This window comes from Pseudomonas sp. WMBT8 (assembly GCF_050916005.1).
Lineage (GTDB): Bacteria > Pseudomonadota > Gammaproteobacteria > Pseudomonadales > Pseudomonadaceae > Aquipseudomonas.
Genome location: NZ_CP188096.1, coordinates 895,147 through 908,424, shown reverse-complemented (window position 1 = coordinate 908,424; position 13,278 = coordinate 895,147). Strand labels below are relative to the sequence as shown.

Here is a 13,278-nt window from a genome sequence, read left to right as displayed (position 1 = left end):
GCCGCAGTTTTTCAATCAGAGGCCAACATGTACATCTATCGATTGGTCCTGCTGCTGGTCGTCGGGATCTACCTGTTTTCTCCCGCCATCATGGACTGGTGGATCGACGCCACGGGCGCCTGGTATCGCCCCTATCTGCTGTGGCTGATCCTGATCGTCGTGACCTTCATCCTGCAGAGCCAAAAAGATGCCGATGAGCTTTAGCCTGACCCAGATGCTGCTGATCAGCGCCGCCTACCTGGCCGCGCTGTTCGGGGTGGCCTGGATCAGTGAGCGCGGGATGATCCCGCGGGCGATCATTCGCCACCCGTTGACCTACACCTTATCCCTGGGCGTCTATGCCAGCGCCTGGGCGTTCTATGGCACGGTGGGCCTGGCCTACCAATACGGTTATGGGTTTCTTTCCAGCTACCTCGGGGTATCCGGGGCCTTCCTGCTGGCGCCGGTGCTGCTGTACCCGATCCTGAAAATCACCCGCACCTACCAGCTGTCGTCGCTGGCCGACCTGTTTGCCTTCCGCTTTCGCAGCACCTGGGCCGGCGCGCTGACCACGATTTTCATGCTGATCGGCGTGCTGCCGCTACTGGCCCTGCAAATCCAGGCCGTGGCCGATTCCATCGGCATTCTCACCCATGAGCCGGTACAGCATCGGGTGGCCCTGAGCTTTTGTGCGCTGATCACTTTGTTCACGATTTTTTTCGGCTCGCGGCATATCGCCACCCGGGAAAAGCACGAAGGCCTGGTGTTTGCAATTGCCTTCGAGTCGGTGATCAAGCTGATCGCCATCGGTGGCGTCGGCCTCTATGCACTGTACGGCGTGTTCGACGGTCCGCAACAACTGGAGCTGTGGCTGCTGCAAAACCAGACCGCCCTCGCCGCCCTGCACACTCCGCTGCAAGAAGGCCCATGGCGCACGCTGTTGCTGGTGTTCTTTGCCTCCGCCATCGTCATGCCGCACATGTACCACATGACCTTTACCGAGAACCTCAACCCGCGCTCGCTGGTCAGCGCCAGTTGGGGCCTGCCGCTGTTCCTGTTGCTGATGAGCCTGGCAGTGCCGCTGATCCTCTGGGCCGGCCTGAAACTGGGGGCCACCACCAACCCGGAATACTTCACCCTGGGTATCGGCATCGCCGCCAACAGTAAATCCCTGGCCTTGCTGGCCTATGTCGGCGGTTTGTCGGCGGCCAGCGGCTTGATCATTGTCACCACCCTGGCGCTGTCGGGCATGGCCCTCAACCACCTGGTGCTGCCGCTGTACCAGCCGCCCGCCGAAGGCAATATCTACCGCTGGCTGAAATGGACACGCCGGGCGCTGATCGTAGCGATCATCATGGCCGGCTATGGTTTCTACCTGTTGATGGCGGCCGAGCAAGACCTGGCCAACCTGGGCATTGTGGCCTTCGTCGCCACCTTGCAGTTCTTGCCGGGGGTTTTGTCGGTGCTGTACTGGCCGACAGCCAATCGGCGTGGGTTTATCGCCGGGTTGCTGGCGGGGATCCTGGTATGGCTGGTGACCATGCTGCTGCCGCTGGTCGGTAATCTGCAGGGTTTCTATATCCCGCTGCTGAACATGATCTACGTGCTCGACGACACCAGTTGGCACATGGCAGCGATCGCGTCGCTGGCGGCCAACGTGCTGATGTTCACCCTGATTTCCCTGTTCACCAACGCCAGCCCCGAAGAAACCAGCGCCGCCGAGGCGTGCGCGGTGGATAACGTGCGCCGTCCGCAACGCCGCGAACTGCATGCCGCCTCGCCCCAGGAGTTTGCCACGCAACTGGCCAAGCCCCTGGGTGCCAAGGCCGCGCAAAAGGAAGTGGAGCAGGCGCTGCGCGATCTGTACCTGCCGTTCGACGAGCGCCGTCCCTACGCCCTGCGCCGCCTGCGCGACCGTATCGAGGCCAACCTGTCCGGGTTGATGGGCCCCAGCGTGTCCCAGGACATGGTCGAGACCTTCCTGCCGTACAAGGCCGGCGGCGAGAACTATGTCACCGAAGACATCCACTTTATCGAGAGCCGGCTGGAGGACTACCACTCGCGCCTCACCGGCCTTGCCGCCGAACTCGACGCCCTACGCCGCTACCACCGCCAGACCTTGCAGGAACTGCCCATGGGCGTGTGCTCCCTGGCCAAGGACCAGGAGATCCTGATGTGGAACAAGGCCATGGAGGAGCTGACCGGCATCGCCGCCCAGCGCGTGGTGGGCTCGCGCCTGACCACCATCGCCGATCCGTGGAAAGAATTGTTGCAGGGTTTTATCAACCTGCCAGACGAGCACTTGCACAAACAGCACCTGGCCCTCGACGGCCAGACCCGCTGGCTGAACCTGCACAAGGCAGCGATCGACGAGCCCCTGGCCCCCGGTAACAGCGGCCTGGTGTTGCTGGTCGAAGACCTGACCGAAACCCAGATGCTCGAAGACAAGCTGGTGCACTCCGAGCGCCTGGCCAGTATCGGCCGCCTGGCGGCCGGCGTGGCCCACGAGATCGGCAATCCGATCACCGGTATCGCGTGCCTGGCGCAGAACCTGCGCGAGGAGCGCGAAGAAGACGACGAAATCACCGAGATCAGCGGGCAGATCCTCGAGCAGACCAAGCGTGTCTCACGCATCGTGCAATCGCTGATGAGCTTTGCCCACGCCGGCGGCCACCAGAATCATGACGAAGCGGTGTGCCTGGCCGAAGTCGCCCAGGATGCCATTGGGCTGCTGGCCTTGAACCGGCGCAATTTCGAAGTACAGTTCTATAACTTGTGCGACCCGGAACACTGGGTGGTGGGCGACTCACAACGCCTGGCCCAGGTGCTGATCAACCTGCTGTCCAACGCCCGCGACGCGACCCCCGCCGGCAGTGCGGTAAGGGTCAAGAGCGAGGCTTTCGAGCACACGGTCGACCTGATCGTCGAAGACGAAGGCAGCGGTATTCCACAGAACATCATGGACCGATTGTTCGAACCCTTCTTCACCACCAAGGATCCGGGTGAAGGTACCGGTCTGGGCCTTGCACTGGTCTATTCCATCGTTGAAGAGCATTATGGACAAATCACCATCGACAGCCCGGCTGACACCGAAAGCCAACGCGGCACCCGTATTCGGGTGACCTTGCCGCGTCATGTCGAAGCGACGTCCGCTGTGAACTGAGACCGTCGAGAGAATTGAATCAATGCCGCACATTTTGATCGTCGAAGACGAAACCATTATCCGCTCTGCCTTGCGTCGCCTGCTTGAACGTAATCAGTACCAGGTCAGCGAAGCCGGCTCGGTGCAGGAAGCCCAGGAGCGTTTCAGCATTCCCACATTCGACCTGATCGTCAGTGACCTGCGCCTGCCTGGCGCACCGGGCACCGAACTGATCAAGCTGGGCCAGGGCACGCCGGTGCTGATCATGACCAGCTATGCCAGCCTGCGCTCGGCCGTCGACTCGATGAAGATGGGCGCGGTGGACTACATCGCCAAGCCTTTCGACCACGACGAGATGCTCCAGGCGGTGGCGCGTATCCTGCGTGACCGCCAGTCGGCCAGCAGCGCACCGGCGGAACGGCCGGCCGGCAAGGCCGCCAGCGACAAACCCGGCGTCGACAACAGCAATGGCGAAATTGGCATCATCGGCTCCTGCCCACCCATGCAGGACCTGTACGTCAAGATCCGCAAGGTGGCGCCCACTGACTCCAATGTCCTGATCCAGGGCGAGTCCGGTACCGGCAAGGAACTGGTGGCCCGCGCCCTGCACAACCTGTCCAAGCGCGCCAAGGCCCCGATGATCTCGGTGAACTGTGCAGCGATCCCCGAATCCTTGATCGAATCCGAACTGTTCGGCCACGAAAAAGGGGCCTTTACCGGCGCCAGCGCCGGACGCGCAGGTTTGGTAGAAGCGGCGGACGGCGGCACGCTGTTCCTCGACGAAATCGGTGAACTGCCCCTGGAAGCCCAGGCCCGCCTACTGCGTGTGCTGCAGGAAGGCGAGATTCGCCGGGTTGGCTCGGTACAGTCGCAAAAAGTCGACGTGCGCCTGATCGCCGCGACTCACCGTGACCTGAAAAGCCTGGCGAAAATCGGCCAGTTCCGTGAAGACCTCTATTACCGCCTGCACGTGATTGCCCTCAAGTTGCCGGCCCTGCGCGAACGCGGCGCCGACGTCAACGAGATCGCCAATGCGTTCCTGCTGCGCCAGAGCGCGCGGGTCAACCGTACCGACCTGACGTTTGCGGCCGACGCCGAACAGGCCATCCGCCACTATTCGTGGCCAGGTAACGTGCGCGAGCTGGAAAACGCCGTGGAACGCGCAGTGATTCTCTCGGAGAGCCCGCAGATCTCCGCTGAGCTGCTGGGCATCGATATCGAACTAAGCGACCTGGACGATGACGACTTCATTGGCCTGGCACCACAACAGGGCGGCAGTAACACCAGCCACGAGCCCACAGAAGACTTGTCCCTGGAGGACTACTTCCAGCACTTCGTCCTGGAGCACCAGGACCATATGACCGAGACCGAGCTGGCGCGCAAACTGGGCGTCAGCCGCAAGTGCCTGTGGGAGCGGCGCCAGCGCCTGGGCATTCCACGGCGCAAGACCGGGGTTGCCAGCGAAAGCTGAGATCAACTCACATTGGGTAACACCCCAAACGTGAAAAAACTGTTACCTCAGATATTCACGTAACAAAAAGCCGGGGCTTACGGTAACGAAGCCCCGGCTTTTTTTCGCCCGCCAAACACCCATGAACCGGTCAAACCCCTGATTTTGCTGGGGCTCGCAAAAGTTGGCACGCACCCTGCTATATGCTTAGTACAAGAACAATAAAAAGCACCGTAAACACACAATAAAAATAAGACGAATCGACTCACGCACAATAAAAACAACACGGCGGAGGCGCAGCTAACTGATTCTTTTGGAGAGGCGTTGCATTTGGGGCTTGCCCCGCAACCAGGCCGAGAACAACAAAAACTGCCCTAAGGCAGAGCCTGAACTGGTTGGATCATTGATCATAGCAACACAGCGACCAAAGCAATCCGTTTGCTCTTGACTCCCGATTGGGAGTGTCATGAAGGTGAAATGTCATGGCGAGGGCGATCAACAAAAACAAGAAGCCCGAAATCAATAATAAAAATAGAGCACGCAACTACTTTCTGGGGGAGCTTCGGCTCCCCTTGTAGTTTCTGCGATTTGAGCGCCACGCCGGCTTTTTTAAGCATCTGGCTCAACGCTTGCAGCTAGTTCCTACACCATCCCCTGACTAAATGCTAGAATCCCGGCCCATCATGCGGTCATTCTTCGTTATGGCCGAACATTCCTTCAAACAGTGCATCCCATGCTGAAGAAGTTGTTCCAGTCATTCCGTTCCCCCTTGCGTCGTACGCAACACATTCGCAGCACGCCTGAAGTGCTCAACAGCAATCAACATTCGCTGCAGCGCGCCCAGTTCAGCCGTTATGCGGTGAACATCGTCGAACGCCTGCAGAACGCCGGCTACCAGGCCTACCTGGTCGGCGGTTGCGTGCGCGACATGTTGCTCAACATCACCCCCAAGGATTTCGACGTCGCCACCAGCGCCACGCCTGAACAAGTGCGTGCCGAGTTTCGCAACGCGCGGATCATCGGCCGGCGCTTCAAATTGGTGCATATCCACTTTGGTCGCGAAATCATCGAGGTCGCGACATTCCGCGCGGGCCACCCGCAAAACGATGAAGAGGAAGACAGCAACCAGTCTTCCCGCAACGAAAGCGGACGCATCCTACGGGACAATGTGTACGGCACCCTGGAAGAAGACGCGCAACGCCGCGACTTCACCATCAATGCCCTCTATTACGATCCAGTCAGCGAGCGCATCCTCGATTACGCCAACGGCGTGCACGATATTCGCAATCACCTGATTCGCCTGATCGGCGACCCCACGCAGCGCTATCAGGAAGACCCGGTGCGCATGCTGCGGGCCGTGCGTTTTGCCGCCAAGCTGAACTTCGGCATTGAGAAACACACAGCCGCGCCGATTCGCGAACTGGCACCGATGCTGCGGGAAATTCCCTCGGCGCGCCTGTTCGAGGAAGTGCTCAAGCTGTTCCTTTCCGGGCATGCCGCCGACACGTTCGAAATGCTGGTGGACCTGCAGTTATTCGACCCACTGTTCCCGGCCAGCGCCGATGCACTGGAGCACAACCCGACGTACACCCACACGCTGATCAGTGAAGCGTTGATCAACACCGACCTGCGGATCAAACAGAACAAACCGGTGACCCCGGCGTTCCTGTTTGCCGCCCTGCTCTGGCCGGCGCTACCCGCCCGGGTACTGCGCCTGCAGAACCGTGGCATGCCGCCGATTCCGGCAATGCAGGAAGCTGCGCACGAATTGATCGCCGAACAGTGCCAGCGCATCGCGATCCCCAAGCGTTTCACCATGCCGATCCGCGAGATCTGGGACATGCAGGAACGCCTGCCACGTCGCAGTGGCAAACGCGCCGACCTGCTGCTGGACAACCCGCGCTTCCGTGCCGGCTACGACTTCCTGCTGCTGCGCGAAAGCGCCGGCGAACAGACCGATGGCCTGGGCGAATGGTGGACCGACTATCAGGACGCCAATGACAGCGAACGTCGCGAGATGATTCGTGAACTCAGCAGTAAAGGCGAAGCCACGGGCGAGGGGCCGAAAAAGCGCCGCCGCAGCAGTGGCAGCAAGCGCAAGCGCAGTGCCGCCGATACCTCGGGCGAATAAGCACGGTGGAACGGATCTACATCGGCATGGGCAGCAACCTCGCTGCCCCGCAGCAGCAATTGCACAACGCCATCGAGGCGTTGGCGCAGTTGCCGAACACCACACTCGTCGGTGTTTCTGCCTTCTATCAAAGCGATTCCCTGCTTCCTGGCCAGCCGCGCTACACCAACGCGGTGGCGGCGCTGGACAGCACCCTCACGCCACTGGATCTGCTGGATGCGCTGCAAGCCATCGAGAACGACCAGGGCCGCGAACGCCTTGAACGCTGGGGCCCACGCACGCTGGACCTGGATATCCTGCTGTTTGGCGATCGCCTGATTGATGAGCCGCGCCTCAAGGTGCCGCACTATCAAATGCATCTGCGCGCGTTTGTGCTGTATCCACTTGCCGAACTGGCGCCTGCCACTTTGCAACTGCCTGACGGCCGTCTACTCAGTGATCTGCTCGCCGGATGCCCGTTCGTCGGCCTGGAACGCCTGCCTCAATCCCTGTAGGAGCTGGCTTGCCTGCGATGGCATCACCGCAGTCTGCCTGACACTCCGCGGTGATGCCATCGCAGGCAAGCCAGCTCCTACATTGATCCTCAGCGCCAGCCAAAAAGCATTACAGCCTGCTGAATCGCATCAGTAACAGCGGTAACACCTACCTCGTAACAATGCGGTAACACATCCAATTGACTTCCAGAGTCCTCCTCACGACTATAGGCGTCCCGCTGCCGCCAACCCGGCGCTGAAGGGCGCAATCCAGGCCTTATAAGCACTGCTCTGAAGAAAGTGCGCCTGTATAAACGAAGACTCACGCGCGTTACTCGCTGTTTCCAAGCGCCTGAACGAGGACCCTTTTCATGCCAGACATTACCTTGACCACCTTGCAGAGCCTCAAACTCAAGGGTGAAAAAATCGCCATGCTGACCTGCTATGACGCCACCTTCGCCCAGGCCTGCTGCCAGGCCGGCGTCGAGGTGTTACTGGTGGGCGACTCCCTGGGCATGGTTCTTCAAGGGAATGACAGCACCCTCCCGGTCACCACCGATGAACTCGCCTACCACACCGCCAGCGTCAAGCGCGGCAACGAGGGTGCGTTCATCATCGCCGATCTGCCGTTCATGGCGTACGCAACGCTTGAGCAGACCTTCCAGAATGCCGGCAAGCTGATGCAGGCCGGGGCACATATGATCAAGGTGGAAGGTGCCGTATGGCTCGCCGAGTCGATCCGCCTGCTGGCCGAACGCGGCGTGCCGGTGTGTGCGCACATGGGCCTGACACCGCAGTCGGTGAATATCCTCGGTGGCTACAAGGTCCAGGGTCGCAATGAAGCCCAGGCGCGGCAGATGCGCGCCGATGCCATCGCCCTTGAGCAGGCCGGCGCGGCAATGATCCTGCTCGAATGCGTGCCAAGCGAACTGGCCGCAGAAATCACCCAGGCGGTGAAAATCCCGGTCATCGGTATTGGCGCCGGCAGCGCTACCGACGGCCAGGTCTTGGTGTTGCACGATATGCTCGGCCTGAACCTCACCGGCCGCGCACCTAAGTTCGTGAAGAACTTCATGGCGGGCCAGGACAGCATCCACGCCGCGCTGGGTGCCTATGTCGCCGAAGTCAAAGCCGTCACCTTCCCAGGCACCGAACACGGATTCTCTGCATGAACACCGTAAAAACCCTGCGCGAACTGCGGGCCGCGGTCACTCACGCGCGCAGCGCCGGTAAGCGCATCGGCTTCGTGCCAACCATGGGCAACCTGCATGCGGGCCACGCCACGCTGGTGACCCGCGCCGCCGAGCAAGCCGACTTCGTGGTGGCGAGCATTTTCGTCAACCCGCTGCAGTTTGGCGCCGGCGAAGACCTGGACAAGTACCCGCGCACCCTCGCCGCCGACCAGGAAAAGCTGCTGGTGGCGGGCTGCAACCTGCTGTTCGCACCCACGGTCGACGAAATGTACCCAGGCGGCATGACCGTGCAGACCCGGGTCAGCGTGCCACAACTGTCTGAAGGCCTGTGCGGCGCCAGCCGTCCGGGGCACTTCGAGGGTGTGGCGACGGTGGTGAGCAAGTTGTTCAACATGGTCCAGCCTGACCTGGCGGTGTTCGGGCAAAAGGACTACCAGCAACTGGCGGTGATCCGCGCCATGGTGCGCGACCTGAACATGCCGATCCAGATCATTGGCGAACCCACCGTGCGCGCCGAGGACGGCCTGGCGCTGTCCTCGCGCAACGGTTACCTGACGCAAGAGCAGCGCGCCATCGCCCCGGTGCTGTTCCGCAGCCTTAGTCATATCGCCACTGCCATTGAGAATGGCGACCGCGACTTCGCCAAGCTGCGGGCCGAGCAGGTCCAACACATCGAGGCCGCCGGCCTGCGCATAGACTACCTGGAAGTTCGCCAGGGCCAGCATCTGCGCCCGGCAACCGCCGAGGATCGTGATGTGGTGATCCTGGTCGCCGCGTACCTGGGCGCGACCCGGTTGATCGACAACCTGCACCTCAACCTCAGCGTTTAAGCCTGGCAATATCCTCATGTGGGGGCGGGCTTGTCGGGTCGCCGCATCGCCGCGATGGCGGACTGTCAGTCGATGTATTTGTCGCTGACCCACCAACATCGCGAGCAAGCCCGCTCCCACATTCGGTTTGTAGCGCCTCCCAGGCCCCGGTATAAAAAAGTACCGGCCTGTGCGCAGACAAAGCCAAGACATATCGACACGCTAGGTTTAATGTAAACGCCCGACGCTAGTGTTGGCGTTGACGCATTCGACCGGAACCCGCCGTTTCTCAGTGCCTGCTTGATAAAAGTCGGACGTTCCGGACATTCAAGTGTCCCAAAAGTAGTCCCAGTAATAAAAAGGAAACCCGCAGCGATGGCGTATTACCGCACTCCTCATGACGTTACCGCTCTGCCCGCCTGGCAAGCGCTCAATCAACACCGCCAAGCCATGCAGGATTTCAGCATGCGCGAAGCGTTCAATGCCGATCCCCAGCGCTTTGGCCAGTTCACCTTGAGCAGCTGCGGACTGTTCCTCGACTACTCGAAAAACCTGATTACGTCTGAAACCCGCGACCTGCTGGTGGGCCTGGCCAACGAAGTCGACCTCAAGGGCGCAATCAAGGCGCTGTTCGACGGCGAGTCGGTCAACTCTTCGGAAGGGCGCCCGGCGCTGCATACCGCATTGCGCCGTCCGGTGGGCGACAAGCTGTCGGTCAACGGCACCAATATCATGCCCGACGTGCACAAGGTGCTGAACCAGATCACCGACCTGGTAGGCCGCATCCACGACGGCCTGTGGCGCGGCTACACCGAGAAGCCGATCACTGACGTGGTCAACATCGGCATCGGTGGTTCGTTCCTCGGCCCGGAGCTGGTCTCTGAAGCGCTGTTGTCCTACGCCCATAAAGGCGTGCGCTGCCACTACCTGGCGAATATCGACGGCAGTGAGTTCCACGAACTGACCCAGAAGCTGCGCGCCGAGACCACACTGTTTATTGTCTCGTCGAAGTCCTTCAACACCCTGGAAACCCTGAAAAACGCCCAGGCCGCCCGCGCCTGGTACCTGGCCCAGGGCGGCTCCGAAGCCGAGCTGTATCGCCACTTCATCGCCGTGTCGAGCAACAACGCGGCAGCCGTGGCCTTCGGTATCCGTGAAGAGAACATCTTCCCGATGTGGGACTGGGTCGGCGGCCGTTACTCGCTGTGGTCGGCCATCGGCTTGCCGATCGCCCTGGCCATTGGCATGTCCAACTTCAAGGAACTGCTGTCGGGTGCCTACACCATGGACCAGCACTTCCAGACCGCGCCGTTCGAGGCAAACATGCCGGTGCTGCTGGGCCTGCTGGGTGTGTGGTACGGCAACTTCTGGGGCGCACAGAGCCACGCGATCCTGCCGTACGACCACTACCTGCGTAACATCACCAAGCACTTGCAACAGTTGGACATGGAATCCAACGGCAAGAGCGTACGCCAGGACGGCACGCCGGTTTCCACCGATACCGGCCCGGTTATCTGGGGCGGCGTGGGCTGCAACGGCCAGCACGCGTACCACCAGTTGCTGCATCAGGGCACCCAGTTGATCCCGGCCGACTTCATTGTGCCGATCGTCAGCTTCAACCCGGTCTCCGACCATCACCAGTGGCTGTATGCCAACTGCCTGTCCCAGAGCCAGGCTTTGATGCTCGGCAAGACCCGCAGCGAAGCCGAAGCCGAGCTGCGTGACAAAGGCATGGCCGAAGACGAAGTGCAGAAACTGGCCCCACACAAAGTGATCCCGGGCAATCGCCCGAGCAACACCCTGGTGGTCGAGCGGATCAGCCCGCGTCGCCTGGGCGCACTGGTGGCAATGTATGAACACAAGGTGTTCGTGCAGAGCGTTATCTGGGGCATCAACGCCTTTGACCAATGGGGCGTGGAGCTGGGCAAGGAACTGGGCAAGGGCGTCTACAACCGCCTGACGGGCGCCGAGGAAACCTTGGCCGACGATGCCTCGACCCAGGGCTTGATCAACTACTTCCGTGGTCGTCACCGCGGTTGATGTGATCGGCACTACAATCAGGGATTGAACCTGCACAAGCGCCCCCTGTGGGAGCTGGCTTGCCAGCCCCCACAGGGACCAGCCTTGAACTCTTGTATCTATAACAAGAAGAGGGATCCCTAATGTTCGATATCAGCCAGTTTCCCCATGCCGATGCCGTGCGCCGGGCTGCGCAACTCAGTCAAGAGGACTACCAGCGCCTCTATCGGCAATCCATCGAACACCCCGATATTTTCTGGGCCGAACAGGCCAAGGCGCTGCTCGACTGGATCACGCCCTGGCAAACCGTCCAACACTGCGATATCCACACCGGCGCCGCACAGTGGTTTGCCGGCGGCCAGTTGAACGTCAGCTACAACTGCATTGATCGGCACCTGGCGCAACGTGCCGATCAGCCGGCCTTTATCTGGGAAGGCGACGATCCTGCAAAATCGTCCAAAATCACCTACCGCCAACTTCATCAAAACGTCATCCGCCTGGCCAATGTGCTGAAAAGCCGTGGCGTGAAGAAAGGCGACCGGGTGTGTATCTACATGCCGATGATTCCGCAGGCCGCCTACGCAATGCTGGCCTGCACGCGAATTGGCGCGGTGCACTCGGTGGTGTTTGGCGGGTTCTCACCGGATGCCCTGCGCGATCGCATTCTGGATGCCGACTGCCGCACGGTGATCACTGCCGACGAAGGTGTACGCGGCGGCAAGCCGGTGGCACTGAAACAGAATGTCGATAAAGCCCTGGCCAGTTGTCCGAATGTCACGACGGTGCTGGTGGTAGCGCGTACCGGCGCCGCAGTGGCCTGGACCGAGGGGCGCGACCTCAAGTATCAACAGGCGGTGGACGCGGCCAGCGGCGAATGCCCGCCCGAGCCGATGGGCGCCGAAGACCCGCTGTTTATTCTTTATACCTCCGGCAGTACCGGCAAGCCCAAGGGCGTGCTGCACACCACCGGTGGCTATCTGCTGCAAGCGGCAATGACCTTCAAGTACGTGCTCGACTACCGCGAGGGCGAAGTGTTCTGGTGCACCGCCGACGTCGGCTGGGTCACGGGCCATAGCTATATCGTGTACGGGCCACTGGCCAACGGTGCCACCTCCCTGATGTTCGAGGGCGTGCCGAGTTACCCGGACAGCTCGCGCTTCTGGCAAGTGATCGACAAACATCAGGTGAATATTTTCTACACCGCGCCCACCGCCCTGCGGGCCTTGATGCGTGAGGGCCATGGCCCGCTGGAGAACACGTCCAGGGCCAGCCTGAGATTGCTCGGCAGTGTCGGCGAGCCGATCAACCCGGAAGCCTGGGAATGGTATTTCAATGCCGTCGGCGAGCAGCGCTGCCCGATTGTCGATACGTGGTGGCAGACCGAGACCGGCTCCATCATGCTCAGCCCGCTGGTCAGCGCCCAGCGCATCAAGCCTGGCTGCGCGACTCAGCCGATGTTTGGGGTGCAGCCGGTATTGCTCGACGAACAGGGCAAGGAAATCAGCGGCGCCGGCAGTGGCGTCCTGGCGATCAAAGCCAGCTGGCCGGGGCAGATCCGCAGTGTGTATGGCGACCCGCAGCGGATGATCGACACCTATTTCAAGCCTTACCCCGGCTACTACTTTACCGGCGACGGCGCGCGGCGCGATGAGGATGGCGACTACTGGATCACCGGGCGCATCGATGACGTGATCAACGTCTCCGGCCATCGCATCGGCACCGCCGAGGTGGAAAGCGCGCTGGTGCTGCACGACAAAGTGGCCGAAGCCGCCGTCGTCGGCTATCCCCATGACCTCAAGGGCCAGGGCATCTATGCGTTTGTCACGCCGATGAATGGCGTCGAGCCCAGCGACGAACTGAAAAAACACCTGCTGGACCTGGTCAGCAAGGAAATCGGGAGTTTCGCCAAGCCCGAGCTGATCCAATGGGCGCCAGCCTTGCCCAAAACCCGCTCAGGCAAGATCATGCGGCGTATCCTGCGCAAGATCGCCTGCAACGAGCTCGACAGCCTGGGCGATACCTCGACCCTGGCCGATCCGAGCGTGGTCGACGGCTTGATCGACAAGCGCCTGAACCGATAGG

At 61.1% G+C, this 13,278-nt stretch carries 9 protein-coding genes; all 9 read left to right on the top strand.

The annotated features are described in order from the left end of the window. Positions 1-27 precede the first annotated feature (27 nt). The gene (locus ACO77H_RS03815) at positions 28-204 is read left to right on the top strand and encodes a hypothetical protein (protein WP_003176118.1); all 177 of its coding nucleotides are present in this window, start codon (positions 28-30) and stop codon (positions 202-204) included. Then, on the top strand, positions 188-3,142 hold the full coding sequence (locus ACO77H_RS03810) for a sensor histidine kinase (RefSeq protein ID WP_169955066.1): 2,955 nt from the start codon (positions 188-190) through the stop codon (positions 3,140-3,142). Before ACO77H_RS03815 ends, ACO77H_RS03810 begins: the two co-directional genes overlap by 17 nt. Positions 3,143-3,164: 22 nt before the next feature. Next, positions 3,165-4,592, top strand: coding sequence for a sigma-54-dependent transcriptional regulator (locus ACO77H_RS03805; RefSeq protein WP_029298946.1), 1,428 nt, complete (start codon positions 3,165-3,167; stop codon positions 4,590-4,592). Between the two features lie 712 nt (positions 4,593-5,304). Then, positions 5,305-6,702, top strand: coding sequence for a polynucleotide adenylyltransferase PcnB (locus ACO77H_RS03800; protein WP_170043563.1), 1,398 nt, complete (start codon positions 5,305-5,307; stop codon positions 6,700-6,702). A gap of 5 nt (positions 6,703-6,707) precedes the next feature. After that, a complete protein-coding gene (folK, locus tag ACO77H_RS03795; RefSeq protein ID WP_170043564.1) occupies positions 6,708-7,196 on the top strand; it encodes a 2-amino-4-hydroxy-6-hydroxymethyldihydropteridine diphosphokinase in 489 nt (162 codons plus the stop codon). A 350-nt stretch (positions 7,197-7,546) separates the two neighbouring features. Next, on the top strand, positions 7,547-8,347 hold the full coding sequence (gene panB / locus ACO77H_RS03790) for a 3-methyl-2-oxobutanoate hydroxymethyltransferase (protein ID WP_169955070.1): 801 nt from the start codon (positions 7,547-7,549) through the stop codon (positions 8,345-8,347). Then, the gene (gene panC, locus ACO77H_RS03785) at positions 8,344-9,198 is read left to right on the top strand and encodes a pantoate--beta-alanine ligase (protein ID WP_170058506.1); all 855 of its coding nucleotides are present in this window, start codon (positions 8,344-8,346) and stop codon (positions 9,196-9,198) included. The genes panB and panC overlap by 4 nt, the downstream gene beginning before the upstream one ends. Before the next feature lie 354 nt (positions 9,199-9,552). Continuing rightward, positions 9,553-11,217, top strand: a complete 1,665-nt coding sequence (gene pgi / locus ACO77H_RS03780) for a glucose-6-phosphate isomerase (protein WP_172314667.1) — start codon at positions 9,553-9,555, stop codon at positions 11,215-11,217. Between the two features lie 122 nt (positions 11,218-11,339). Then, positions 11,340-13,277, top strand: a complete 1,938-nt coding sequence (gene acs / locus ACO77H_RS03775) for an acetate--CoA ligase (protein ID WP_432755027.1) — start codon at positions 11,340-11,342, stop codon at positions 13,275-13,277. The last annotated feature ends 1 nt before the right edge of the window (position 13,278 follow it).